The sequence below is a fragment of the Candidatus Contubernalis alkalaceticus genome (genome assembly GCF_022558445.1).
Classification (GTDB): domain Bacteria; phylum Bacillota; class Dethiobacteria; order SKNC01; family SKNC01; genus Contubernalis; species Contubernalis alkaliaceticus.
Genome location: NZ_CP054699.1, coordinates 2,619,428 through 2,645,998 on the forward strand (window position 1 = coordinate 2,619,428; position 26,571 = coordinate 2,645,998).

Annotated in this window: 23 protein-coding genes, 5 tRNA genes and 1 other RNA gene; 6 read left to right on the forward strand and 23 right to left on the reverse strand. The window is 40.1% G+C overall.

Features of this window, described 5'->3' with window-relative positions; all coding sequences use genetic code 11:
* Positions 1-2: 2 nt before the first annotated feature.
* The 6 genes from selB to HUE98_RS13160 form a co-directional block, all read right to left on the reverse strand.
* Positions 3-1,907, reverse strand: coding sequence for a selenocysteine-specific translation elongation factor (gene selB, locus HUE98_RS13135; protein ID WP_241421085.1), 1,905 nt, complete (start codon positions 1,905-1,907; stop codon positions 3-5).
* A gap of 21 nt (positions 1,908-1,928) precedes the next feature.
* A complete protein-coding gene (selA, locus tag HUE98_RS13140; RefSeq protein WP_241421086.1) occupies positions 1,929-3,356 on the reverse strand; it encodes an L-seryl-tRNA(Sec) selenium transferase in 1,428 nt (475 codons plus the stop codon).
* 76 nt (positions 3,357-3,432) lie between these two features.
* Positions 3,433-3,527, reverse strand: a tRNA-Sec gene (locus HUE98_RS13145).
* 106 nt (positions 3,528-3,633) lie between these two features.
* Positions 3,634-4,086: a cytochrome c3 family protein gene (locus HUE98_RS13150; protein WP_241421087.1), complete on the reverse strand. Its 453-nt coding sequence runs from the start codon at positions 4,084-4,086 to the stop codon at positions 3,634-3,636.
* A gap of 248 nt (positions 4,087-4,334) precedes the next feature.
* Positions 4,335-5,162, reverse strand: coding sequence for an SDH family Clp fold serine proteinase (locus HUE98_RS13155; protein ID WP_241421088.1), 828 nt, complete (start codon positions 5,160-5,162; stop codon positions 4,335-4,337).
* Between the two features lie 121 nt (positions 5,163-5,283).
* Positions 5,284-6,012 (reverse strand): coenzyme F420-0:L-glutamate ligase, encoded by a 729-nt coding sequence (locus HUE98_RS13160; RefSeq protein WP_241421089.1) that lies wholly within the window; start codon positions 6,010-6,012, stop codon positions 5,284-5,286.
* 318 nt (positions 6,013-6,330) lie between these two features.
* Between HUE98_RS13160 and HUE98_RS13165 the strand changes: the two genes are divergently transcribed.
* Complete coding sequence (locus HUE98_RS13165) at positions 6,331-6,519, forward strand: ferredoxin (RefSeq protein WP_241421090.1); 189 nt, start codon at positions 6,331-6,333, stop codon at positions 6,517-6,519.
* 147 nt (positions 6,520-6,666) lie between these two features.
* On the opposite strand, the gene hisG is transcribed toward HUE98_RS13165, so the two are convergent.
* Positions 6,667-7,539: an ATP phosphoribosyltransferase gene (gene hisG, locus HUE98_RS13170; RefSeq protein WP_241421091.1), complete on the reverse strand. Its 873-nt coding sequence runs from the start codon at positions 7,537-7,539 to the stop codon at positions 6,667-6,669.
* Positions 7,540-7,808: 269 nt separating this feature from the next.
* Between hisG and serC the strand changes: the two genes are divergently transcribed.
* The 3 genes from serC to HUE98_RS13185 all read left to right on the forward strand — a co-directional run bounded on the left by serC (position 7,809) and on the right by HUE98_RS13185 (position 11,128).
* Positions 7,809-8,891: a 3-phosphoserine/phosphohydroxythreonine transaminase gene (gene serC, locus HUE98_RS13175; RefSeq protein ID WP_241421092.1), complete on the forward strand. Its 1,083-nt coding sequence runs from the start codon at positions 7,809-7,811 to the stop codon at positions 8,889-8,891.
* 150 nt (positions 8,892-9,041) lie between these two features.
* Positions 9,042-10,232 carry a pyridoxal phosphate-dependent aminotransferase gene (locus tag HUE98_RS13180; protein ID WP_241421093.1) on the forward strand — a complete coding sequence of 397 codons (1,191 nt, stop codon included), beginning with the start codon at positions 9,042-9,044 and terminating at the stop codon, positions 10,230-10,232.
* Between the two features lie 308 nt (positions 10,233-10,540).
* Positions 10,541-11,128, forward strand: a complete 588-nt coding sequence (locus tag HUE98_RS13185) for a DUF2179 domain-containing protein (protein ID WP_241421094.1) — start codon at positions 10,541-10,543, stop codon at positions 11,126-11,128.
* A gap of 96 nt (positions 11,129-11,224) precedes the next feature.
* Here the strand turns inward: HUE98_RS13185 and HUE98_RS13190 are convergent, their stop codons facing one another.
* The 4 genes from HUE98_RS13190 to selD all read right to left on the reverse strand — a co-directional run bounded on the left by HUE98_RS13190 (position 11,225) and on the right by selD (position 14,420).
* On the reverse strand, positions 11,225-11,713 hold the full coding sequence (locus HUE98_RS13190; protein WP_241421095.1) for a ferritin-like domain-containing protein: 489 nt from the start codon (positions 11,711-11,713) through the stop codon (positions 11,225-11,227).
* Positions 11,703-12,446, reverse strand: a complete 744-nt coding sequence (locus tag HUE98_RS13195) for a DUF3793 family protein (protein WP_241421096.1) — start codon at positions 12,444-12,446, stop codon at positions 11,703-11,705. The genes HUE98_RS13190 and HUE98_RS13195 overlap by 11 nt, the downstream gene beginning before the upstream one ends.
* A gap of 1 nt (position 12,447) precedes the next feature.
* The gene (locus tag HUE98_RS13200; RefSeq protein WP_241421097.1) at positions 12,448-13,128 is read right to left on the reverse strand and encodes a hypothetical protein; all 681 of its coding nucleotides are present in this window, start codon (positions 13,126-13,128) and stop codon (positions 12,448-12,450) included.
* 245 nt (positions 13,129-13,373) lie between these two features.
* Positions 13,374-14,420: a selenide, water dikinase SelD gene (selD, locus tag HUE98_RS13205; protein WP_241421098.1), complete on the reverse strand. Its 1,047-nt coding sequence runs from the start codon at positions 14,418-14,420 to the stop codon at positions 13,374-13,376.
* A gap of 215 nt (positions 14,421-14,635) precedes the next feature.
* Between selD and HUE98_RS13210 the strand changes: the two genes are divergently transcribed.
* A complete protein-coding gene (locus HUE98_RS13210; RefSeq protein ID WP_241421099.1) occupies positions 14,636-15,124 on the forward strand; it encodes a J domain-containing protein in 489 nt (162 codons plus the stop codon).
* Positions 15,125-15,258: 134 nt separating this feature from the next.
* On the opposite strand, the gene HUE98_RS13215 is transcribed toward HUE98_RS13210, so the two are convergent.
* Positions 15,259-16,638: a CalY family protein gene (locus HUE98_RS13215; RefSeq protein WP_241421100.1), complete on the reverse strand. Its 1,380-nt coding sequence runs from the start codon at positions 16,636-16,638 to the stop codon at positions 15,259-15,261.
* A gap of 338 nt (positions 16,639-16,976) precedes the next feature.
* On the opposite strand from HUE98_RS13215, the gene HUE98_RS13220 reads away from it, so the two are divergent.
* Positions 16,977-18,689 (forward strand): IS1634 family transposase, encoded by a 1,713-nt coding sequence (locus tag HUE98_RS13220; RefSeq protein WP_241420966.1) that lies wholly within the window; start codon positions 16,977-16,979, stop codon positions 18,687-18,689.
* 270 nt (positions 18,690-18,959) lie between these two features.
* Here the strand turns inward: HUE98_RS13220 and rnpB are convergent.
* The 11 genes from rnpB to dnaG all read right to left on the reverse strand — a co-directional run bounded on the left by rnpB (position 18,960) and on the right by dnaG (position 26,571).
* Positions 18,960-19,486: RNase P RNA component class A (gene rnpB, locus HUE98_RS13225), an RNA gene on the reverse strand.
* A 60-nt stretch (positions 19,487-19,546) separates the two neighbouring features.
* On the reverse strand, positions 19,547-20,269 hold the full coding sequence (locus tag HUE98_RS13230; protein ID WP_241421101.1) for a zinc ribbon domain-containing protein: 723 nt from the start codon (positions 20,267-20,269) through the stop codon (positions 19,547-19,549).
* Positions 20,270-20,309: 40 nt separating this feature from the next.
* Positions 20,310-21,422, reverse strand: a complete 1,113-nt coding sequence (locus HUE98_RS13235; protein ID WP_241421102.1) for a Nif3-like dinuclear metal center hexameric protein — start codon at positions 21,420-21,422, stop codon at positions 20,310-20,312.
* Positions 21,413-22,111, reverse strand: coding sequence for a tRNA (adenine(22)-N(1))-methyltransferase (locus tag HUE98_RS13240; protein WP_241421103.1), 699 nt, complete (start codon positions 22,109-22,111; stop codon positions 21,413-21,415). The genes HUE98_RS13235 and HUE98_RS13240 overlap by 10 nt, the downstream gene beginning before the upstream one ends.
* Positions 22,112-22,171: 60 nt before the next feature.
* Positions 22,172-22,777: a TetR/AcrR family transcriptional regulator gene (locus HUE98_RS13245; RefSeq protein ID WP_241421104.1), complete on the reverse strand. Its 606-nt coding sequence runs from the start codon at positions 22,775-22,777 to the stop codon at positions 22,172-22,174.
* A gap of 229 nt (positions 22,778-23,006) precedes the next feature.
* Positions 23,007-23,082, reverse strand: a tRNA-Val gene (locus HUE98_RS13250).
* Positions 23,083-23,086: 4 nt separating this feature from the next.
* Positions 23,087-23,161, reverse strand: a tRNA-Glu gene (locus HUE98_RS13255).
* A 253-nt stretch (positions 23,162-23,414) separates the two neighbouring features.
* A tRNA-Ile gene (locus HUE98_RS13260) sits at positions 23,415-23,489 on the reverse strand.
* Positions 23,490-23,495: 6 nt separating this feature from the next.
* Positions 23,496-23,570: transfer RNA gene (locus HUE98_RS13265), tRNA-Asn, on the reverse strand.
* Between the two features lie 58 nt (positions 23,571-23,628).
* On the reverse strand, positions 23,629-24,723 hold the full coding sequence (rpoD, locus tag HUE98_RS13270; RefSeq protein WP_241421105.1) for an RNA polymerase sigma factor RpoD: 1,095 nt from the start codon (positions 24,721-24,723) through the stop codon (positions 23,629-23,631).
* A 30-nt stretch (positions 24,724-24,753) separates the two neighbouring features.
* Positions 24,754-26,571, reverse strand: a complete 1,818-nt coding sequence (gene dnaG / locus HUE98_RS13275; RefSeq protein ID WP_241421106.1) for a DNA primase — start codon at positions 26,569-26,571, stop codon at positions 24,754-24,756.

Consider the following 26,571-nt stretch of genomic DNA (forward strand, 5'->3'; position numbering starts at 1 on the left):
TTTTATTCCTCTTTTATTTTCCAGGCTACTCTCTTGTCCCCTATCCTTCGGGTCAATTTTTTTTGGTCAAAATGTTCCATTAAGGGCAGCGCATATTTCCTTGAAGTTTTCAAAAAATTCCTGAGATCGGAAACCCCCACTTCCCCCTGGGATAAAAGCTGCTCCTTCAGCAGTTGAATTGCTTGATGGTATGTCTTTGAATGAAAATAAATATCTTCATTAATTTTTATCACAACCTGCTTTTCCTGAAGATAGGCCAGCAGACTGTCGATATCTCGGGAGGATACTTTCAATGTTTCTATAATCTCTTTTTTATCTGGAGGAGAATACCCATTTTTAAGCAGCAGCTTTTCTATTCCTGCAAGGATTTTGGACTGCTGGGGCGTAGGCTGGATCTCATAACCGCGGGGAGATATCATCTCTCCCTGTAGCTGAATCATTTCTTTTTTCTCCAGCAAATTCAAAAAAGAATCATAATCCTTCTGACTAAGTTCTGAGGACAGAATACTTTTCAACTGAGAACGGGGCAACCCCCGGGACAAATTATTTTTATTTATATATTCTAATATCTTTTCTTGGGTAATCTTTTCCCAAGAATCCACAGTTTTTTTACTGATTAAGCTGACGGAGAGCTCTACAATTCGATTCAGTTGTTTTAGCTTTTCTAATTGTTCATGAATAATGGTTTCAGGCAGCTTGGTAAGCACCTTCAAATCCTGTAGAGAGGCCGTATGCTGCTGTTCCAAAACCTGCATAATTAATTCTGCAGGATCCCCCTCCTCCAGAATATTCAACCGTTCTATAACCTCCTGCCGAAAGCGCTTGTGTCTTACGGGCTGTCCATCCAAAACCACCCCTCCCCCTATAGTAGTCATGGGGGAATAAGAGCGTATGATAAAATGATCCCCGGAATGGGCTACCACAGGTTTATCCAATATACACTGCACCAAAGAAGATTCTCCCGAGGAAAGTTCTTCCTTTTCCAAGAGCAGCACCCTGGCTACCAGCCTCTTTGCCGCCAGATAAAAATGTACCGGTGTAAGATTGGACATAGGCTTTTTTAACACCGACAAAAGATTTAGACGGGCATCTATAATTGTCGTTGCCTTAAAAAACCCTGGGCCGACGATTACGTCTCCCCTTTCAATACGGGCCTTTTCAATTCCCGCCAGATTTAAAGCCACCCTCTGACCTGCAAAAGCCTTTTCCACTGTAGTTTCAAAAACCTGGATCTGCCTGACCCGGGCCTCAATTTTTTGAGGGAGGATCTCCACTATCTCGCCGGTAGAAATAGTACCGCTGAGCAGAGTGCCGGTAATTATCGTGCCAAAACCTGCCACACTGAAAATCCTGTCTACCGGAATCCGCAGTGGAGCATTCTGCTTTTTAGTAGGAACCTCCTCCACCAGTTTGTCCAAAAGGCCTTTCAGTTCTTCTATTCCCTCTTCCTTAACTACAGAAACCCGGTGAATAAAGGCATTTTTCAAAAAAGTCCCCTGCAGTTCCTCCTTGATTTCTTCCTCCACCAGGTCCAACCATTCTTCTTCTACCAGATCTATTTTAGTAATGACTACAATCCCTTTTTTAATTTTCAGCAGCTGTAAAATTCCCAGGTGCTCCCGAGTCTGGGGCATAACCCCCTCAGATGCATCCACCACCAGCAGCACCAGATCAATTCCACTGATGCCGGCCAACATGTTATGAATAAACCTTTCGTGACCTGGCACATCGATTACGCCGGCAATTCTTCCGCTGGGAAGCCTGAAAGGAGCAAACCCTAACTCAATAGAAATTCCCCGCTCCTTTTCCTCCCTCAACCGGTCGGTATCCTCGCCGGTAAGAGCTTTGATCAGCATGGTTTTGCCGTGATCCACATGTCCTGCTGTTCCAATGATAATGGATTTCATCAAAGACTTCTCCCCTCATTATTAAAACTTCTTAAATACCCGTACCAGGCTGGCCTGCAGCAGAGGTATTTCCTCCTGCAGAACTGTCCGTACATCAATTAAAAGCTGGTTTTTGTGTACCCGGGCAACCACCGGAACTACCTCTCTCCTCAACCTTTCCACAGCTTCCGCGGTGGTAACCATTCTATTGGGCTGCAAAGAAACTAGTTTTGTCGGCATTTTCTCCAGAGGAAGAGAGCCTCCTCCTACCTGGGAATAACCGTCTATCACCTGGATACTTACTTTACCAGTTAAATGTTCCTTTAAAAAGGCAGCCAAACTGGAGGCTCTGTACTCTAATACCTGTACAGGTATAGTCAGCATTCTTAACGTAGGAATCTGTCTGACGGCCTGACCTTCATCCATGTAAAGCTTAAGCGTTGCCTCCAAAGCCGCACAGGTCATCTTATCAATGCGCAGAGCTCGGGTCAGCTGGTTTTTTTTCACCTGTTGGATATATTTTTCATTTCCTACAATAATTCCCGCCTGGGGGCCCCCTAAAAGTTTATCTCCGCTGAAAGTAACCACATCCAGCCCTTCCCTTACACATTCCTGTACTGTAGGCTCGCCCATTAAACCATATTTGGACAAATCAATCAACACACCGCTGCCTAAATCTTCTACTGCAGGGAGACTGTATCTTCTTCCCAGTTCCACCAGTTCAGAACCGCTGACCTGGGAGGTAAAACCCACAATATGATAGTTGCTGGTATGCACTTTTAAAAGCATAGCTGTATTATCATTTATGGCATTCTCATAATCCCGAAGATGAGTTTTATTGGTGGTACCCACCTCCACCAGATGCGCTCCGCTTTGGCTCATCACATCAGGAATCCTGAAAGAGCCGCCGATTTCTACCAGCTGGCCCCGGGAAATAATTACTTCTCTGCTCTGAGCCATGGTATTTAGCACCAGCATAACTGCAGCGGCATTGTTGTTTACTACTACAGCTCCTTGAGCTCCGGTCAGACTACAGAGCATCTCCTCCACATGGGAATAACGGGAACCTCTTTCCCCGGTGGAAAGATCCAGCTCCAAGTTTGAATAATTTCGGGATACTTCACTAACTGCCTCCACCGCTTTTTTGGCCAGCAGTGAACGTCCTAAATTAGTATGGAGTACCGTCCCGGTAGCATTAATTACACTGCACAGATTAGGTTTTAGAATTTCTTTTGCCTTTTCCAGAGCCCTCTGGGCCAGCTGCTCCACCTGAACCTCAATATTCAATAATTCCTCTTCAGATTCCGCCTGAATTATGGCTGCCCTCAAGCTGCTCACCGTTTCCCGGACTGAATCATTTATCACCCGCTGAGGATAATCCCCCTTTATTTCCAAAAGATATTCACACTGAAGTATCTGATCTACTCCAGGTAGAGATCTGAGATATCTCTGTCTAATGCTGTCATTCAAAAAAACCACTCCATTCATGTACAAATAGGGAGGATAAAAGTAAAAGCGCCAAAGCGCTTTAATTTTTCTAAATAAATGGCGGGAGTAGATGGGAATCGAACCCACCGTGGACTTTTCGGCCCACCATTGGATTTGAAGTCCAAGAGCGTCACCAGACTACTATCTACTCCCACTTTAACACCTACTATAGAGAATAATTATTATTTTGTCAAGTTGTACATAAAGAAAGTAGGGGCAAAGCCCCTACTTGTAAGTAAAAATATTAGAAATTAATAAATTACATATTGGGGTGACAGGTATTGCATGTTATGGTGTCCACTTCGGCACCGTGACCGATCCCTATGTGACACTGCCCGCACTCCATACTTTCATGAAGCTTATGGGTACCGTCATCCTTAACACTTTGGTGGCACTGAATACAGCTTTCTTTGTTAACATGTACGTCCATGGCTTCAATTCTTTCCCGAGTAACATCCTCGGTCAAGTGAACATACAGTTCTTTAATGCCGTTCATCTTGGCCATTAAATAACCAATCATGCCTGGATCAGAATGGCAGTCTAAACACTTGGCTTCTTTATAATGTTCCGAAACCTCCCAAGATTCCTTTGACTCAGCCATGTAATGACAGGACCCGCAGAAACTGGGTGTGCTGGTAAACTTTAAAGCTGCGACGTTGACCACAATTAATAAGATAACAATAGCAATAATAATTATGGATTTTTTGCTCAAATAAGCTCCCCTCCTTTCTTTATGAAATGACCATGCCTCCTTAAATAAGTTATAACACATTTTATATGTATTCATATGAACTTAAAGATATTTTAACATATCTGCACATAAAAATATATAACTACAAGAATAAAGGCAGCACACACATGAACACACATATGTTAAACCATATTTTATTTCTATACCGCTCCTTAATAATCCTTCTTAAAAAAAAAATATTAATTATTTTTATCACAAACTATTTTTTTCTATTCCCTTTCCTCTTTCCTCTGGTAAGGGACAGGAATATACTGAACCGAAGGCCTTCTCCGGGGAAACTGAGGATATAGCTCCATTAAAGCATACACCTCCCGGGGCATATCATAAGATATATCCAGTCCCATGGCTTCCAGTTCTTCTCCGGTAATAGGGTAATCATGGGTCCATCGGCCTTCGGTAAAAATTTGAGCCAATTCCTCTGCCTTTTCCTCCGGAATATCCCTACTTTTCAAAATATAGCTGACGCTGCTTTTTACCTGCTTCATGGCTTTCTGTGCCACGTCGGCCCAAATTAAAGTGGTATCATCCACCTCGTTAATATCTTTTTTATCTACAACTTTTAAAATAGAAACCGCAGGATAAGTACCCAACTGGGGGTCTATAGGCCCCAGAACCGCATTGGGGTCCAATACAATCTGGTCCGCAGCCAATGCCAGCAGAGTGCCGCCGGACATAGCGTAATGAGGGACAAAAACCGTCACTTTCCCTGGATGTTTCAAGATTGCCAGGGCAATCTGCTCCGCAGCCAGAACCAATCCCCCCGGTGTATGAAGGATCAAATCGATGGGGACATCATCGGGAGTCAAACGGATAACACGGAGTATTTCTTCTGAATCTTCAATATTTATATATCGGGATATAGGAATACCCAGCAGATTAAATGATTCCTGCCGATGTATCAAGGTAATGGCCCGGGAATTTTTCTTTTTTTCAATTTTCTCCAGCATTCGAAAGCGGTGCGCTGAGGTCCTCCACTGTTTAATAGTGGGAACCAAAGCATAAAGAATAAAAAGAAGCCAAAAAACATTAAAAAACATTTTTTCCACCCCTACATTATTTTTTATAGCTTATCCCTGTATTTAAAAAAAAATGCCCTTTAAAAAGGGCACTTCCCAAAGATTTTTTAAAAAAAGATTGCTTAAATTTGTCCCAAAGCATTCAAGATTGATCTGTGCCGGATAGAGGTTTCCTTCTGATGATCCCTATGGGAGTCTGGGGGGTTTCCTGCCCCATAGGGTTGTCCTTTAAAATGTCTAAAAAGGGAACCTCCTTCAACGCTGGAGAAGAAAACCCTACAATTGAACCTCCCAGGTCATTTACATCTGCAACGATTGCTTCAAACCCAATACTCTCTTTAATCCTTCCGGCAGCACCATCGGGGTCATCCACAGTCTGTATCACATAATTATAGTAAGGCCAGTTTTCACCGCCGCTTTGTCCATCTAATCTCTGTACCGCTTCCCCGGCAATGGTATAAAAATAGCCTTTCAGGCCCAACAGCTTGGTCACGGCACTAACCACAGCAGCCAATAGAATTCTAAAGGTACCGGCAATCCTAATGGAAATTTCCATTTTCTCAGGAGTCCCAATTCCACGGCCGTGTTTGGTAGGCCTCACAAAACGATAGAGCAGACGAGCCAAAAGCCCCGGTTTTATATCCTTCACATGAATAGACCTTTTTTGACTGTGGGCCAAAGCTTTTTCACTAACAAAAACCACATCCCCCTCCTGGAGATGAGAACCCATATAATCCTTTATTACTTTAATTATGTCCTCTCCCCGCTGGATAAAATGAGTTTTAAAAAGAATTCTTTCATAGCTATTACCGTTCAATTCAACCATTGATGTTTTTACGGCTTCCTCTGCGCTGACAATTGCTTCGTTCAAGTGACTCTCCCCCTTATTTTTTGACAGAATCCGTATTGTCAAAAACATAAAAAATATCAAAACATATTTCGCCAAAAAATAATAAACTCCTTTTTCTTGCCCCTCTAGTTATTAATAAGAGAGATTATTTTTCTAAAAAAAGAGTATATGGCTTAAAAATGGGAAACATAACTATTATAATAAGGCGTGGGCACAGTTCTCCTGTCTTATTTTCCAACATCCAATCCAATGCATCAATGCAGGGACCTAAAAAACATACACTGCTATCCCTGGAAATTCAATAAGATGTTTTTATACTTTTATGAGGAAGGTGTTTTTATGGAATTAATTGTTGATCAGGATTTATGTATAAGCTGTGGACTCTGTGTGGATACCTGCCCCGATATTTTTGACTGGAACGAAGAAGGAAGAGCAGATGTAATGGCAGAAGAAATCCCCGGAGAACAACAGGACTGCTCTTTGGAAGCCCTGGAAGACTGCCCGGTAGACGCCATACAAAAAAAATAATGCAATAGAAAAACCGGACAGCGCTTTCGTTGGCACTATCCAGTTTTTATGTAATATTATTACCTTGATTAAGTACATATAATATAGGCTTTTCCAACTGAAGCAATTGTTTTCTAGTTTTATATCTTATTGTAAAAAACACAGATTTTAAGGAATAATTTTTCTTAAAGCATACTCAATAATTCCCTCTGCTCCAGCTTCTTTCAATTTATGAATGAGTTCCCGCACCTTTTTTTCATCAATGACGGTTTCAATAGCTACCCATTCCTCATCGTTAAGGTTGGAAATGGTTGGTTTTCTCAACGCAGGAAGCAGACTCATAACCTCAGCCAGGTTATCTTTGCTGACATTCATCTTCAAACCCACTTTTTCTTCGGCTAAAAGGGCCCCTTTAAGAAGAGTTACCATATTTTCAATCTTTTTTCTCTTCCAGGAATCTTTAAAACTTTCTTTGTTAGCGATAACCCTAGTGGTAGATTCCAAAATAGTATCCAGGATTCTCAAGTTGTTTGCCTTTAAAGAACGACCGGTTTCCGTCAATTCGGCAATAGCATCAGCCAACTTGGGAGGCTTAACCTCAGTAGCACCCCAGGAAAATTCTACCCGGGCATTAATACCATGTTTTTTAAGGTATTCCCGGGTTGACTCCACCATCTCTGTAGCTATTTTTTTCCCCTCCAGGTCTTTTACCTCTTTAATATCAGAATCATTAGGGACAGCCAAGACCAGCTTAATGGGTTTTAGTCCCTGTTTTGAATAAATAAGCTCGGCTACCTCTACCACATCTGATTTTGTTTCGGTAATCCAGTCCTTCCCCGTCAGTCCCATATCCAGCACTCCATCCTGCACATACTTGGCAATTTCCTGTGCCCTGATCAAGGTGCATTCGATTTCCTCGTCATCTATAGAAGGAAAATAAGACCTTTCCCCAACAAATATGTTAAAACCAGCTTTTTTAAACATCTCCATAGTGGCTTTTTGCAAGCTTCCTGCAGGCAGCCCTAATTTTAACTTGTTCATTATTACTCAATCCTTTCTAAGGTATAATAAATTATAACATTGCCTGGGTGCCAATTCCAGTCTTAATATTAAAACTCCCTGAAATAACAGGGGTTTTAGGGCTTTTTGATTACTATAGTATATCACAAAATAAAATTATGTAAATAACCATAAATAAATTGGTTGAGCTAAAGGGGAGTTTTATAATATAATAGGGATCATAAGTTATTTTTTTCTCTAACTTTTCTCGCAGCGTATTAACCTAATTATAAGAAGGAGGAATTATTTTTATGGAAAGAGTATTTAACTTTAATCCGGGACCGGCTACTTTGCCCTTATCCGTACTGGAAAAAGCACAAAAGGAACTACTAAACTACCAGGGCACAGGGATGTCCGTTATCGAAGTAAGTCACCGTTCCAAAGAATTTGAAGCCATCGTCAATGATGCCGCAGCTCTCCTTAAAGAACTGCTTCAAATGTCCGATGACTATAAAGTTCTTTTCCTGCAGGGTGGAGCCAGCACACAGTTTGCCATGGTTCCTTTAAACTTTCTGAAGGAAGAGGAAACGGCTGACTATATTACCACCGGAATTTTTGGGGAAAAAGCATATAAAGAGGCGGTAAAAATTGGCAGCATACATACTGCTGCCAGCACTAAAGATACCAACCATGACCGCATTCCCACTGCTGCAGAAATTAACTTCAGCCCATCTCCCAGCTTTGTTCATATCACCTCTAACAACACAATTTTTGGAACGCAGTGGAAGGATTATTCTGTATTTAACAACCTTAACCTGGTAGCAGATATGTCCAGCGATATCCTGTGCGGCCCCCTGGATGTTTCCCGGTTTGCATTGATATATGCCGGAGCCCAAAAGAACCTGGGCCCCGCTGGAGTCACTGTGGTTATTATTCGAAAAGACATGCTGGAGAAAGTACCCTCAAACATTCCTTCAATGTTCAGGTATGACCTTCATGCGGAAAATAACTCTCTTTATAATACACCTCCTTCCTTTTCCATATACATGGTAAAACTGGTACTGGAATGGTTAAAAGAACAGGGAGGTTTAGCCAAAATAAAAGAATTTAATGAAAACAAGGCTGCTCTGGTTTATGAAGCTATTGACCAAAGTAACGGGTTTTACCGTGGACACGCCCAAAAAGAATACCGCTCCACCATGAATGTAACCTTCCGACTGCCTGACGAGGAAATGGAAAAGAAATTTGTAACGGAGGCAGCTTCTCATGGTCTGGTAAATCTAAAAGGGCACCGTTCCGTAGGGGGAATACGGACTTCTATCTACAATGCCATGCCCTTTGAAGGATGCGAAAAACTGGCCTCCTTTATGAAAGAATTCAATAAGAAAAATTAATCCCCTTGACTATTACCGCTGATAAAAACATAGTGTTGGAATAAAGATATTGGCTGTTTAAACAAAAATATTTAATATTTTTTTCTTTTCTTATAGCGCAAATTATAATAGAATAAACACAATACTTTTTACTGGAGGTGAAGGATTAAAGTGTTATCCAAAAAAGCTTTAAATATAAGCCCATCCCCCACCCTGGCCATCAGTGCCAAGGAAAAACAAATGAAAAGTGAAGGGATTGACGTAATTGGATTTGGTGCCGGGGAACCGGATTTCGACACTCCGGATCACATCAAGGAGGCAGCCATTAAATCAATTGAAGAGGGTTTTACCAAATATACTCCGGCAGCAGGAATACCTGACTTAAAAAAAGCAATCAGCGCCAAATTAAAAAAGGAAAACGGATTAGATTACAACCCCACCGAAATTGTAATCAGCAATGGAGCTAAACACTCACTGGATAATATTTTTGCCGCTTTGTTAGACCCCGGTGATGAAGTAATCATCCCGGCCCCCTACTGGGTAAGTTATCCGGAAATGGTCAAACTCAATGACGGAATACCAGTGTATATTGAAACAAACAGCACAACCTGTTTTAAAATTACCGTGGACCAACTTAAAGAAACCCTGACTTCAAAAACTAAAGCGCTGATTCTCAACAGCCCCAGCAATCCCACCGGTCAGGTTTACTCCCGGGAAGAGTTGAAAAAAATTGCAAAGTTTGCAGTTGAAAACAATGTGTTCATAATATCCGATGAGGTTTACGAAAAGATTATTTATGATCAAGTGGAACATGTGAGCATTGCTTCCTTAGGTGAGGAAATTAAAAAAATTACTGCTGTGGTTAATGCAGTTTCCAAGACTTATTCAATGACCGGATGGAGAATTGGTTATACTGCAACGCCCCAAGCTTTAGCTACAGCCATGGGGGATATTCAAAGTCATCTGACCTCCAATGCCAATTCCATAGCTCAAAAAGCCTCCCTGGCGGCCATAACAGGTTCTCAGGACTGTGTAGAAGTTATGCGGAAAGCTTTTCTAGAACGACGAGACTATATGGTAAACAGGGTAAAAGAAATTCCCCTGCTGGACTGTCTTACTCCCCAGGGATCCTTTTATCTATTTGTGGAAGTGGGAGCAGCCCTGGGCAAATCCTTCCGGGGTGAGGTTATCAATGATGTAGACCAGTTTGCCCAATGCCTTCTGACGGGCTATCAAGTGGCCCTGGTACCTGGAAGCGGATTCGGTTCTCCGGACTGTGTTAGATTGTCCTTTGCGACCTCCATGGAAAACATTCAAGAAGGCCTTAAAAGGATTGAAGCATTTGCCAGAGAATTAAGCTAGAAACAAGAAAACGTGCACATTGATTACCATTTATTTAGCAGAACTAAAACTTTATCTTTATCAAAAGAAAGAAGAAAGATTTTTAAAACTTTCTTCTTTCTTTTTTGGGTTAAATAATCACTATTTATAAGTATTATTTAGTAATACTGACTTATTTTAAATTTTTTGATTATTAAGAACCATATTCTAAGATATATACCATATATGAATAATTTTTATATGTTAATTTGTATTATACATATTTACTTTTCCAGGAATCCAAGTTAGGATGATGAAAGATATTATTTTATTTAAGAGGGGTGATTATAATGCCTTTTATTTTGACAGCCTTACTGATTCTTCTAGCCCGGGTTATCGATGTTTCCCTGGGAACAATCCGTATTCTACTACTGATGCAGGGAAGCCGTGGTTATGCTGCAATAATTGGTTTTTTTGAATGCTTAATCTACATCTTTATATTGGGAATGATGGTCCAACATCTCGACAGTCCAATAAACCTGATTTTTTATTCCCTGGGATTTGCACTGGGTAATTATATAGGAAGCCTGTTAGAGGAAAAGATCGCCATAGGCCATGTGACTCTACAATTAATTTCCAAACACTGCTCTTACCAATTGATAAAAGAAATTAGAAACCTGGGGTATGGGGTAACCGTCTGTAACGGCTATGGAAAAGATCAGGCCGAAAGATGTCTTTTGCATATTCTAACAAAAAGAAAAAAACTTGCTATTTTATTAAAACACATAGAAGCCATTGATAAGGAATGTTTTATTACTGTATTAGACGCCAAAAAAATATCCGGAGGCTTTTTTGGCCAAGATACTTTCAACCAGAAGGTTCCGTTATTCAGCAAAAAAAACGCTGCTTTTAAATTAGCAAAAGCAAAAAAAATATAATTTCGATATAGAAGAGGACTGCCTTTAGGCTGACCTCTTCTAACTTTAATACCTTTTCTATTCAACCGACAAATAGTTAATTAAACATCTAAAGATTTAAGCAGGGGAAAAACCCTGTCTATCCCACCACTCTTCTCTGGCCATCTCGTACATTTTTTCCAAAGATTCCATATGTTCCCTTTCCCATTCCACCAGATTCTCATACAATTCTTTAGCTCTGGGGTTTCCAGTTTTTTCAGCTGCTTCCCGGTAAAAATCTATTGAGGCCTTTTCCATCAGTATACCGATTCTTAAGACCGATACCTCCAGGGATCCTGATTCAGAATTCATATTCTCCCGTCTAAAAATACCCGGTGACTGCCCCTTCACCGGCTTATCTGCATCATTTTGGCCATTTGTCCCTTCAGAAATATCACGATACAAAGCCCTTAACCATGTCTCATGCTTTTTTTCTTCCTCTGCCAGCAGATTAAATGACTCTTTAACTTCCAAATCATCTGTTTTTTCTGCCGCCAGGCGATAAAAACTATAACCTTCAACCTCATTTATAACGGCTGTCTTAATGATTTCCAACTCATTTACCATATGGTTTACCCTCCCCATCAAAACTTAGTATATTATAATAATTCTCCAAAGAGAATGAATTTCCTTGATAAATATTATCATTTTTACCATCTAACATTTCTAATTTTTTACCGCATTGCTCGAAACAGCAACCATAACTGCTTGGCTTACTATGTTCTTCCCAAAACTTTAATATCTCCCCTGGAACTTCTTTTTTTTCCAATATTCTTTTTGCTTTTTCCCTGGCTTCCTTAAATCTTTCATAGGTTCTGACAGACAACCCCCGATGACCGTAATATCTCCATCCTTTAATTTCCGTAAGCTTTAAAGTGGGGCAGCCAATAAAACCAAGGACATCCTTTACCGGATATCCTAAAAAAACTCCTATTTCATGAGGAAAGCTGGAACCCTTTATTTTTTTTACCAGAAAATGTACATAATTTTTTAGGGAGTATTCCCTTGGATAATTTAAATCCTTTAAAAGCAGCTGCACCGACTTCTGACTCAGGGTATTATTTAATGCTTCAAGGTGCAGGAAAAAAACCTGCCTTTTATGTTTTTTTTCCTGCACTTCAATCACTTTAAAGCAGTTATATTCTTCCAGAATTTTTTTCCCCTCTTCCCACTGATCTTTTCGTTCTCCTCTCATAGAGATATTCATTAATTCTGCAGGTTTAACTCCAGCTAGAGTTGCCCCGACCTTTTCTATAAAGGAATTTAATACAGGATTCAGGTACTTTTTTTCTTGAATCATTTTACCTCACCAACTTTAATCCATCTTTCCAGTCATTAAATTCTAAAATTATGTCAGAAATAGTTTTAATAATTTCTTCTCTTTTCTTTTCTCTAAGGCTCTTAGAAAATTCTAACTGAATGGTATTAAAAAGCTCCCCATAACCAGGATAATGGCTGGAGGGATCCCCCAGACGATGATGAACTAACGAAGGATAACCATAAAAATAAAAATCCTCCTTAATTCTAATCCCAGGAATTTTTTCCTTTAGATAATGTGTAAATCTAGGAATAAACCACCGGCGTAACTTCTCAGAACAACTGGCCCCTTTATATGTGCCGATTTCCACGTCAAAACTGGGCCTGTCTGCCATACCATGAATACTCAAATGAAGGTATGGTGAAACAATTTGGCCATTTTTATCAAGGATTTCCTGTTTTTTTAGAATCTCATTCAATACCATGCGATATTCCTCTACAGCTTTCCTGTTTTTTGAATTTAAGGTGCGATTCAAATCTGCTTCCACCCTGGAGATGAGAGAAATAATGCCGCCACAACCAATTTTTTGTGTCGTTTTTCTAACAATCTCCTCTGTATATAAATCACTTTTGGGAGGTTTAGCATGAACAGCATCCAGGTGGCCTTTCATTTTTCCACTGCCTATTGAATATTTAAGATAATTAAGATATTTATAACTGGTCATATTTTACTCCAAAATTTATTTAATATCTTTTCTTATATCTTTTGTCCAATGAGTTAAAAAGATAACTGAAATTTTATTAAAGTTTTAGAAAATGCCGGCTCAAATAATTACTTAAATACCTGAAAACCTATATGTCCTGAAAAGCTTTTTCCTTATTATAACACTAATGCAAAATTTTAATTAAAAAACTCTCTCCGGCGGCTTCAATTAAGCCTCCGGAGAGAGTTTCGTTTAATCAATTATAATTAATCCCTGGATACAGTAACTATACCGGGATTGTTTACAGCCTCTCCAATTATTTCTGCCCGAAGTCCCTTCTCCTTTAAACGAAGAAGCAGTTCATCGGCTTCCTCTGGGACGACAGATAGCAGCAGCCCTCCAGAAGTCTGGGGGTCAAAAAGAAGCAGAGCTTCCAACTGGCTTACCGAAGGCTTGATCTCAATGCAGGATTTTAAATAATCCTTGTTACGATAAGCTCCCCCGGGAACAAGCCCCTCCTCTGCCAGTTCCTTAACCTTATTTAAGAAAGGAACCCGTGAGAAATTGAGACGGAAACCTACTTTACCGGCACATGCCATCTCGTACATATGTCCCAAAAGACCAAAACCAGTCACATCAGTGCAGGCGCTTACGTTAAATGCCAGCGATGCCTCCGCCGCCCCTGCATTTAACTCAGCCATTAAGAATACAGCCTCCCGGGCTTCATCCTGGCTGATCACTTCCCCTTTCAAAGCTGTGCTGATTACCCCTGTACCCAGGGGCTTAGTCAGAATCAGTTTATCCCCTGCTCTGCTTCCGGCGTTGGTTTTTATCTTATCCGGATGAACGATTCCGGTGACAGACAGTCCGTATTTAGGTTCTTTATCGTCTACACTGTGACCGCCCAGACTAAGAGCGCCAGCCTCCTGAACCTTATCAAAACCACCTCTCAATATTTCCCCCAGCACTGAAATATCTAATGTATTTACGGGAAAACACACAATATTCATAGCTGTTAGGGGCTTTCCCCCCATAGCATAAATATCACTCAAAGAATTGGCCGCCGCAATTTGACCAAACATGTAAGGGTCATCCACAATAGGCGTAAAAAAATCTAGGGTTTGAATCAATGCCGTGTTTTCATCCAGTTTATAAACTCCAGCGTCGTCAAAAGTATCACTGCCTACCAAAAGCTTTCCATCTTTCTGCTGTGGTAACAGGCTCAGAACCTGAGCCAGGGTCCCGGGACCGATTTTTGCTGCTCACCCGGCACTGCAGCTGAGCTGTGTGAGTTTAATCTTCTGCTCATCCATAATTTAACACCCTCTTTTGATGATTTTTCCAGTATTTCTTTTGAATATAATAAGTATAACATATATTACAGGTACTTTAAAATGCAGGTTCTCACCTTATCCATCAATTAAAGTATAATTTTTAATCATTTATGGAGATATTAAATAATAATAAGAGACAATGTGATCATCATTATAGACTTCCCTTTAAAAAGCCATCATTGGAGGGTACTTCTTTGAACAAATCCAAATATGAAAAAAAACTAGACAGAATCATGAAAAACCTGAAAATAAATAAGTATGACTACAACTGGGACAGGTACGGAAGTTGGATACAGTTTCACTACAAAGAAGACCTATACAGGTTGGAACACAATATTGAAAAAGCCAGAATTCAAGGTATTATCATACATTATGGATCAGAGGCTTTCGCCCAGATTGTATTGGCCCTGGAAGATTTATACAAGGTAATTAACCGGGGAATTTACAATCTGGACACCTGGCTATCCGGAATGAGGCTGCCCTCTGAAATTAATAATACTAATGAATATTATGAACTTCTGGGTTTCACTCAAAAGCCCTCCTCCGTAAATGAAATATGGGAGCAGTATCATAAGCGTATTAAAAATTTAGACTTGGACAATAATGGCACAAAACCTGCGGCAGAAGCCTTAAAAGAAGCCGCTGAAAGGGCTGTAGAACAGTTAACGGGTCACGCACAATAATACACAATAGCCTTTGATATCCGGCGCTGCTTATAGCCGGTCAAACGCACTAATCTACGACATAACAAAACACTGCTATGGATACACGCAGTGTTTTGTTATGTGCAAAAGCTAACTAATAATCATTATGATTATTAGTTCAGATTAATAGACTCAAAGCTCACAGCAGCCTTATCCGCTGCTCCTGCTTCAAGACTTTTTGCAATTAATGCACCCATAATTCTTGAACTTCCTAACAATTTTACGTCAGCGTTGGGGGCATAGAGCCCTCCCCGGAAGACTGTATTGCCGGAACCGAAATTGACACTGTTTCCTTGAACATACATGATCAATCTGCTGGCTGTTCCTGCTGCATTAATATTAATGGTTTGGGTAACCTGATTGAAATTATCAACATAAAGCAGCAATCTTCCGGAACCCTGCAGGACAATATGACCTGCAATGCTCAATGAACCAACCCGGATAATTCGATCAGTATTTCCGGTATTTATGTAAAGAGTACTATTTCCTGTTATGTTTATACTTGAATAATAACTATCGTTTTCTATTGTATAGTTTGAAGAATTCACCGTTAAATTTCCCAAAGCCGGTAAATCAGTGGGATAGGCCGGGAGATTATACGTCCTTTTACTATCAAGAGTAAAAACACTTCCAGTTATGGCATCATCAATAGTGCGTCCAGAGCCTGGTACATTTATTACGTTTTCCGGGTCCCCACCTGGCCCAATGAATACATTTCCAACAATAACATCATTTTGAAAATTTAAAGAAACACTATTTTGGGCTGTAGAGTTTGTGGCAATATTTCCTATAATCTTTGTGCTGCCGTTAACCCTAATGGTATCATCAACAAAAACAGCCATGCTAAAGTCCTGGATATTTTCATCAATGCTGCTGACGTAAGGGTTTTCCGGCCATACCTGGTTAACAGCTTCGTTTGAACTTTGTACCGCTTGAAAAACTGCAGATAGCTTAAATACTTTTCCCTGATACTGGTTATCAGTGTTTAAACCGTCAAGACAGACTCTAAGACATAGTACCGCCTGTCGCTCTGTCTCAGATGCACCGCTATAGGTTCCCGGCAGGGGATGCTCATAATACCAGGTGTTCCCATCTCTTATCCACCCCTGAGCAGAATTTCCTTCACCGGACACTTGAGATCCCATGTCTAAGTCACAGAAACCCCAGTAAACTACATCTAAATCTGGATCAGGAAAAAAAGGAGTTCCGTCCTGGTTGTACCAACTTCCGGTGATAACAGCCCTTATATAGGCAGCCTTGGTTCCCATATTAATGATAGTATATTCTTTTTCTGTACAGTCACCGGGGTTCCAGTTTTCAACCATATAAGCTGGCGGAGTTATTGTTTCATCCGCCTGAATAAGGACGGTGCCGGCAGTAAATGTATTCGCAATGGAATCACTTTCATATGTAAACCAGGCCATAGTTCCTAAAGACATAGCGGCTGCTGCCAGCGTTATCATAATCAAACTTGAAATAATTTTCTTTTTCATAGATAATCCCCCGCAAACTGGTTCTTGTGTACAAACATTAAACTGTAGCACAATTGGAAACCAAACAATAATAATACTAATTATACATTATTCACCTGTTTTTGTAAATATTTTTAAACATTCTTTGTTTTGCTGTTGTTTTTTCATTTTTTTCGTATAAAAGCAAAGGCAAAAAACACTGCGAGAAAAACGCGGGTCTTTGACAGTTGAATAATGAACACATGTCTTAAAAGCCTTGAAAATAGGGCTTTTTTTATTGCAAATTTGTCAATTTTTCACCTATTTCTATTGAGTATTATTGAGTATTATGTTATAATATAAGGGATTGGGGGGTTAATATGAGATTGTCTATTTCGAAATCAAAAAATTCCACATCTCTTTACGTAATTAAATCAACTTATGAGAATGGTGTACATTCATCAAAGATTGTTGAAAAACTTGGAACAGTTAATGATTTGAGTAAAAAGTTAAACGGCCAGGATCCCATTGAATGGGCAAAGAAATACATAGCAGAGCTGAATCAAAAAGAGAAGGAAGAAAAGCTTGATGTGTTGGTAAAGTACTCACCTTCCAAGGTCATTACGAAAGATGAACAGCGCTCTTTTAACGGTGGTTATCTTTTTCTTCAACAAATATACTATCAACTTGGCCTTCACAAAATATGTAAAGAAATGTTAGGAAAATACAAGGTTACATATGACCTAAACTCCATACTCTCCAGATTGATTTACGGAAGAATAATCTTCCCTTCATCTAAGCTCGCCACTTACCAACTTTCCTCAAGATTTATAGAACAACCTAACTTTGAACTTCAACATATATACAGAGCTCTTGAAGTTATTGCTAAGGAAACGGATTTTTTACAATCATCCTTGTACAACAACAGTTTAAAAGTTTCTAAGAGAAATACTGGTGTACTTTATTATGATTGCACCAATTATTTTTTTGAAATTGAACAGGCAGATGGCGATAAGCAATACGGTCCATCAAAAGAGCATAGACCAAACCCAATCATTCAAATGGGCCTATTTATGGATGGAGACGGTATCCCTCTTGCATTTAGCATCAACAAAGGAAATACAAATGAACAATTAACACTAAAACCCTTAGAAAAGAAAATTCTATCTGATTTTAATCTTTCTAAATTTATCGTATGTACCGATGCCGGTCTAGCGTCCAAAAATAACAGAAAATTTAACGACAGGGAAGAACGAGCATTTATTACAACTCAATCAATTAAGAAATTAAAAGCACATCTAAAAAAATGGGCACTTGATCCAAACGAATGGCACCTCTCTAACGATGTAAAAACCTATGACATCTCTAAACTAGATGATGAGAAAGCTAAAAATAAAATGTTTTACAAAGAACGTTGGATTAAAGAAAATGACCTTGAACAAAAAATCATTGTGACGTACTCTATCAAGTATAGAGATTATCAAAGAAAAATCCGTAATTCACAGATAGAACGTGCACAAAAAACAATAGATTCAAATCCTACAAAAATAAAAAAATGTAATCAGAATGATTGCAGAAGATTTATTAAAAAAACTAATTTTACTCCTGATGGAGAAATTGCTGAAAAAGAAATATACAGTATTGATACAGAGGTTATCGCTAAAGAAGAAGCCTTTGATGGGTTTTATGCTGTATGTACAAACCTTGAGGATGATGCTTCTGAAATAATTAAAGTAAACAATAGACGATGGGAGATTGAAGAATGTTTTAGAATTATGAAAAGTGAATTTAAAGCCAGACCTGTTTATTTAAGCCGTGATGACAGAATAGAAGCACATTTTACAACTTGCTTTATATCCTTAATTATTTACAGATTATTGGAAAAAAAGCTTGGTGAGAAATATACCTGCAGTGAAATAATTAGAGGATTAAAGGATATGAACTTTCATGAAATAAAGGGGGAGGGTTACACTCCAACATATACGAGAACTGACTTTACTGATGATTTACATGAGGCATTTGATTTCCGTACAGACTACCAGATTATAAAAACAAAACAAATGAAAAAAATTTTTAAAGCGACAAAAAAATAAAAACATTACTCACTTTTTTGAATACAAAAAAAGCTTGATAATCCTTGTAAATCAGGGATCATCAAGCTTTTTGCTTGTAACAACTGTCAAAGACGAGATTAAACTGTAGCACAATTGGAAACCAAACAATAATAATACTAATTATACATTATTCACCTGTTTTTGTAAATATTTTTAAACATTCTTTGTTTTGCTGTTGTTTTTTCATTTTTTTCGTATAAAAGCAAAGGCAAAAAACACTGCGAGAAAAACGCAGTGTTTATAAGTAAAGTTAGAAGTAGACCTGTAAGCCGAGTTCTGTCTTAGATAGCCATCTATCTGGAATGTTAGTTGCCTAACATCTCAAGCGACCTAACCCGAGGGATCAGCGAGCCGCTTCATCCCCTCCTATTTGGTCTTGCTCCGGGTGGGGTTTACCTAGCCGGTTAGTCACCTAACCGCTGGTGCGCTCTTACCGCACCGTTTCACCCTTACCCCACATTGGAGGTTAGAAGTTAGAAGTTGGAAGTTGGATTTAAGACAAGTAAAAAAACGGGACGGTTCACCTGTCTTATATACTTGCTTTCCATGGCGCTGCCGAATTTAGACGGCATGGGAATGTATCCTGAAATAAAGAGTTAATTCCCTTTCTAATCTCCAACCTCTAACTTCTAACCTCCAATGTGTGGGTGGTTTATTTCTGTGGCACTTTCCTTAAGGTCGCCCTCACTGGGTGTTACCCAGCACCCTGCCCTATGGAGCTCGGACTTTCCTCAGAAACAATATTGTACTGCTCCTGCGACTATCCAGCCTACTTCTTTTGTCTGCAGTAATTATAACATATTTTCACCATTTTTTAAAGTATTATACCTTATGCATTACTCCTGCTGAAATATTAGCCTTCCACAATTTTCGCAAGTAATCAAGATTCCTGGAGTGTAAAGGCTACCAATAGTAGAAGAAGATAAGGACACCTGACACCCCAGGCAGACCCCCCCTTTCACTTTAGCCACAACATTAAATCCTGCCTTTTTTTTCAAGTAAGCATACTTTTCCAAAAGCTCAGAGGTTATCTTTGCCTCCAGCTGTTCTTTACTTACCTTGTGTTTTCGATACCGGCCTTTCAGTTTGCGGCTTTCCTGTCTATCCTTTTCTTCCAACTCCTTTAGACTCTCCTGCGTTTCCTTTTCTTGGCTTCGTTTCCCCAGCAGTTCTTTTTCTTTTTTTTCTATCTTTTCCATCTGTTGAATAACCATATCCTCCAGTTTGCCGTTTTCCTCAGATAACAGCTTCAACTTTTTTTCCATCTGAACTAATTCTTTGGTAGCAGTAACTTCTCCCCCATATAATTGTTTATTAGTTTCCTGAATATCTTCGGCAATCTCCTCTCCCTTCAGTTCCAGGCGGCGAAGTACCTTTCTCTGTGCATTTAGTTCTTCTTCCAGAGCTTTAAGCGACCTTTCAATACCATCCAACAAAGCTCTGGCCTCCTCCACATCCTTTAGTGATGTACGACTTTTATATTGTTTATTAATCTTGTTCATGTTCTTTTCTGTTTCCTGAAGATCCCACAAAAGCATAATATCGCTAATCTTCTTCACCCCCTAAATATTAAAAGATAGACTAAAATATAGTCTATCTCTACATAATTGACCAGGGATTAGTTTCAACCCCGGATACAAATATTTTGTTAGTATGACCGCCTTTTTCTACCCTGTCTCGCAGATAATCCGCTAGAAAAGGAACCACCACCCTCTCTGTTGCATCGTGACCGGCATCAATCAAAGCAATGTTCATAGAAAGGGCCTTTTGAAATTGGTGGTAACTTATATCCCCGGTGATTAACAGGTCAGCGCCCCTGGATGCAGCCTGTTCTATCATACCACCTCCACTGCCACCACATACCGCCACTTTTTTTATTATTTTTTCCCGAGGACCGGCAAGCCTAAGTTCCTTCACCTGTAACCTCTCCTTCACTTCTGTTGCAAGTTCTGCTAGACTCAATTCTTGGGTAGGCTCCCCTACTATACCTAATCCCATTACTTTTCCCTTGTTTTTCAAAGAGTATACATCATAGGCAGCTTCCTCATAAGGATGTGCCTTAATCATACTGCTGAGAGCTTTATTCAAGTTTTCCTCTGCAACAATAGTTTCCAACCGGAATTCAGATACCGTTTCTATTTTACCCTGTTGACCAATAAAGGGATTTGTGCCCTCCAAAGGTTTAAAAGTTCCTACTCCCTCCAGGTTAAAAGTGCAGTGGCTGTAATTTCCAATCCATCCCGCCTTGGCTTCTGCTAATGCTTCCCTTACCCCATTCTCATATCCTTTAGGAACAAAAACCACAATTTTATACAGCTTCTGGTAATAGGTAGGTTTTAAAACTTTCTGGTTTTTTAAAGAAAGTCGTTCTGCCAGTCTCCGGCTCACTCCCTGCTCCGTTACATCCAGATTGGTATGAGCGGAGTACACTGTCAGATCTTTTTTAACTGCATCACATATCAGGCTTCCCGCAGGAGAGTCTGGTTCTACAGCCTTCAGCGGACGGAAAATGATAGGATGGTGAGTTACCACCAGGTTGGCCCCCAATTCCAGAGCTTCTTCCATCACTTCCCGATTAAAATCCAGAGCAATCAGAACATTGGCAGCTTCTGCTTTAAGGGAACCAATCTGCAGTCCCGTAGGGTCTCCCTCCAGGGCTAAGAAGGGTGGAGCCAGCTCTTCCAGGTATTTTGTTAATGTTTTTATATGCATTTGAGTTCCTCCTGGATTCTATTCACCAGTCTTATCCAATAGTTATACTTTTGAGGCTCAATTTCCTGCCTTGATCCTTTTAAACTTTCCAGAACTGTATTGTATTTTCTCATTTTATGCTCAAAAAATGCTTTAAAAAGAGGATCAACATCCTTCTTTTCCAAAAGACGAGGGCCCAATTCTAACTGAACATCATCCAACTGCTCCCCTTCTCCGGGAACCGCCATAATAATTACATAGAAATGCTTACCCTCCTGAGCAATTTTCTCATCTATTATGGCAAAGTTATTCTCCCCCAACCAGAATCGAACATGAGGTATATTTACCATAGGTTGAAGAACAAGCATTTTTATTCCGGCAGTAATTTCAGGACTTTCTTCCAGGATTCCACATACAGTTTTTCCACCCATCCCTGCTATAATAATAACCTCAACCCGGTCTTCTAACTCAATTATCTTTAAGCCGTCTCCTAATCTAACACTTATTATTTCCTGTAAATTTAAAGAATGAACCAGTTGTCCAGCTTTTGCCAAAGGTTTCTCGTTCACATCTCCGGCAATCACATAGGGGCTGTTTTTTTCTTCAACCAGATATACCGGCAGATAACCATGATCTGTGCCAATATCAGCCACAGTACAGCCCCCTGGAACTGAATCTGCAATGGTTTGTAGACGGGGCGTAAGTTTCATCGTTTTCCCCCTTAACCGCTAATATTCTACTATTCCTTAAAAAATATGAAAAACCTTTATTCACTCATCGTTTTTCTCTGTATTACCCTTGTCCTGATTGATCCCCCACATATAAAACGCTTCTCCTGCATCCATGAGGAAGCGAAGAATAGCCTGATCAGAGCTAGAATCAAAGGCACCGGAGTTAACTAACATAGCCAGGCCGTGAGTAAAGATCCAGGTATACTGAACCAACGCATCCTGACCAGATTCCTGCATTTCCAAGAGAGCTTTTCCTGCTGCACTATCCTCGCCAAATTCTAAAAAAAATGATTCTTTAATCACTGACGTATCCTCTGAATCAATCTTCTCAGGGTTCTGCAGATAAAGAAAACGAAACAAATTCTTTTCATCCCGTGCAAACACTACATAACCAAATGCCAGGTTTAAAAGAGTGTGTTCGGTATACTGCCGCTGTTGGAATTCCTTCAATAGACCCCTGGTTTTTATTCGCAGCTCCTTTTCCAGTTCATCTACAGAACGCACGTGAGAGTAAATAGGCATGGTAGACGATCCAAGTTTTTTAGCAATGGCTCTTGTGGAAACTGCACTCCAGCCTTGTTCCCGAATTAGTTCAAAGGCAGCCTCAATAATTTGGGCATATGAATACACACTGGGTTGAATCATAAGACCACATCCTTACTAACTATTATTATGTTCTATAACTGCTGTTATTATATATAACATATGTTATTATGTCAAGAATTTTAAGTAAAGCTAAAAGAAACCCTAAAGACGGCTCCGTTAACTCTCAGAAAAGAAAGAGACTGCAGATTTAAGGAATTCTGCAGCCTCAATTTAGAAATTTTTAAAAATTTATAAATATCATAAAAGGGTAAAAAACCTTTAATAACCATGGTGGGCGATGACGGGCTTGAACCGCCGACATCCTGCTTGTAAGGCAGGCGCTCTCCCAGCTGAGCTAATCGCCCTAATTGGTGACCCCTGGGGGAATCGAACCCCCGTTACCGGCGTGAAAGGCCGGTGTCTTGACCGCTTGACCAAGGGGCCAAATTGAGATGTGGGACGTGAGATGTGGGAGGTGGGATGTTAGATATGGGATTTTAGGCTTAACAAGACGGCCCAAAAAACTATCCTGTCTATTTCTTCTTCCCACTTTTAACTTCTCTCTTCTCAACCACACTACAAAAAATTTTCTTCACAAAAGTAAACTCCAACTACTTATATTGACATGTGTTGGAAGTCCAGGAAGATGTAGAATGCTTTTCTAACCTCCAACCTCCAACTTCTAACCTCCAATAAGTGGTGGGCCCACCAGGATTCGAACCTGGAACCAACCGGTTATGAGCCGGGAGCTCTGCCATTGAGCTATGGGCCCTAATATTGGCTCCCCAGGTAGGACTCGAACCTACAGCCTATCGGTTAACAGCCGATTGCTCTACCGTTGAGCTACTGAGGAACAATATCTTTTTCACTGCATTTAAGATTATAAAGGATATTTGACTTTAAGTCAAGGTCTATTCCAGGTAATCTTTCAGCCTCTTGCTTCGCATGGGATGACGCAGTTTTCTAAGGGCTTTCGCCTCAATCTGCCTTATTCTTTCCCGGGTAACCCCGAATACCTGGCCTACCTCCTCCAGTGTTCTAGAGTGGCCGTCATCCAACCCGAAACGCAGCCGGAGCACTTTTTCCTCCCGGGGAGTCAACGTGTCCAGCACATCCTTAAGCTGTTCTTTCAATAGTTCAAAGGCTGCCGCATCTGCTGGAGCCGTAGCCTCCTGATCCTCGATAAAGTCTCCCAGATGACTGTCGTCCTCTTCTCCAATGGGAGTTTCCAATGAAACAGGTTCCTGGGCTATCTTAAGTATTTCCCTGACCCTGTCTTCAGTGATATCCATCTCATGAGCAATTTCCTCCGGCGAAGGTTCCCTGCCTAACTCCTGAACCAGCTGCCGGGATACCCGAATCAGCTTGTTTATGGTTTCAACCATGTGCACCGGGATTCTTATAGTACGGGCCTGATCAGCAATAGCCCGGGTAATGGCCTGGCGTATCCACCAGGTGGCATAGGTGCTAAATTTATAGCCTTTCCTCCAGTCGAACTTTTCTACGGCTTTAATCAAGCCCAGATTGCCCTCCTGGATCAGGTCTAAAAACTGCATACCCCGACCAACATACTTTTTGGCTATGCTCACCACCAGGCGCAGGTTTGCCTCGACTAGTTTTCTTTTGGCCACTTCATCCCCGGATTCCATCCCCTGGGCTAGATTAATTTCTTCACTGGGAGTAAGTAGAGGGACTTTTCCGATTTCTTTTAAATACATTCGAACAGGGTCATTAACAGTGACCCCTTCCAAAACACTCAAATTAATATTGGTATCTATCTCTGCCTTTTCCAAACCCTCTGTAACCTTGGTTTCCTCGTTTATTTCATCTACTACTTCAATTCCCTGGTTAGCCAGTTTGTCATAAAAATCATCTATCTCTTCAGGGCTAAGGTCATAATCCTGCAAATACTCCATAATCTGCCGGTAAGTCAAAGACCCCTTTTTGTTTCCGCTGTCAATCAACGACTTTTGAACTTTTTTTATGTCTTTGTCTCTATCGCTCAATTTATACTACTCCCCTTCCATAACACCCTATCACTGAGGATTAAAATCTTTTTCCAGGCGCTTTATTTCAGTCCACTCAACCAGAAGTCCATTGATTTTTTCCCCGTCCTGCTGCCTATCCAATTTAGAAATTTCTTTTTCTATTTCTTTTCTTTTCAGGCTCAATTTATGACACTTGATCTTCCTAACACAATCTTTTATTATTTTTTCCCGATTATCCGGATTTCTTTCCTGCTCCAAAATCAAGGCCGCAGCAATTTTTTGTTCTTCAAAGCCCGGGAAAAGCCTCAGTATAGTATGTTCTGAAATGGCATTACCATCGTTCCTTAAATAAAACAGTTTCTCTATGATCCCTCTATAGGGAGGATAACAAAAGTCTGAATCCTTAAGCCATTTTTTTACTTCAAAAATATAATCAGGATTTTTAAGCATAAGTGCAAGAATCTCTTTTTCTGCTGCCGGGGGCTTTACCTGATTGTTTGCCGAACCATCTGGTTCTGTGTTCCCAAATTTTATCTGTTTTTTTCCTTTGGCACGCCTGAATTTCTTCAATTCTAACTGCAGCGAATCCAGGCCAACACCAATCTGACTGCTTACCTTCTGAAGGTATACGTCCAACTCCACAGAACTATTCAGTTTAGCTAAAACAGGTAATATCTTTTGAATATATAAAAGCTTTTCTTGTGGCGTACAGAAATCCAGCACACCCAAATCTCTTTGGGTTTTTTCCAGTTTATAATCTATTAATGGTAAAGACTTTTCTATTATTTCTTTTTCGAATGCCTTGATTCCTTTTTTTTTGATGAAATCATCTGGGTCCATACCCTGTGGCATTTGGGCCACCTTGACCCTGCAGCCTGCGGACACTAATATATCCATGCCCCGCCAGGCCGCTGCTTCCCCCGCCGCATCAGAATCGTAAGCAATTACCACGCTGGAGGCATTTCTTCTTAAAACTTCTGCCTGTTCCTCCGTAAGACTGGTGCCCAGAGAAGCAACACAATTTTCCACTCCCTCTTGATGAGCAGTAATCACATCCATATATCCTTCAAAAACTATGGCTTCATCCTTCTCCCTGATTGAAGAACGAGAATGATTCAAAGCATAAAGAATTTTTCTTTTATTGTAAAGGTGAGTTTCCGGAGTATTTAGATATTTAGGCTGCGCACCCTCCAAAACTCTCCCCCCAAAACCTGCCACCTGATTTTGCTGATTAAAAATAGGGAAAATAATTCTATCTCGAAAACGGTCATAATAACCTGAACCTCGGGAACGGCGAACAATTAAACCGGCTTTTTCTATGTTTGTTTCACTGAAACCTTTGTTTTTTAAATATCTTAATAAAAATTCCCAAGAGGAAGGGGAATAACCAATATTAAACTTCCTTAATGTTTCCCCTTTTAGCCCCCTACCCTTTAAATAATTTAACGCTTTAATTCCATATTTTTTGCTAAATAGAACCGAGGAAAAAAACTTCATACTAACTTCATTGATCAGCAGTAATTCTTCCTTTAAATCTTTTACTTTTTTTTCTCCGGGTGATAAAGGTTTTTCTGGTAAAAAAATTCCTGCTCTCCCTGCTAAAAGCGTTACGGCCTCTCTAAAAGTTAAGTTTTCAATGGCCATAATAAAAGTATACAGGTTTCCCCCTACTCCACAACCAAAGCAGTGATAGAGCTGTTTATCCGGTGAAACGGTAAAAGATGGAGTTTTCTCAGAATGAAAAGGGCATAAGCCTGAGTAATTACGACCGGATTTTTTTAACGCAGTATAATTGGAAATAACCTCCACCAGATTAAAATGCTGCCTGATTTCTTCTATGGTTTCCTCCGGCACGATATTTTCCAT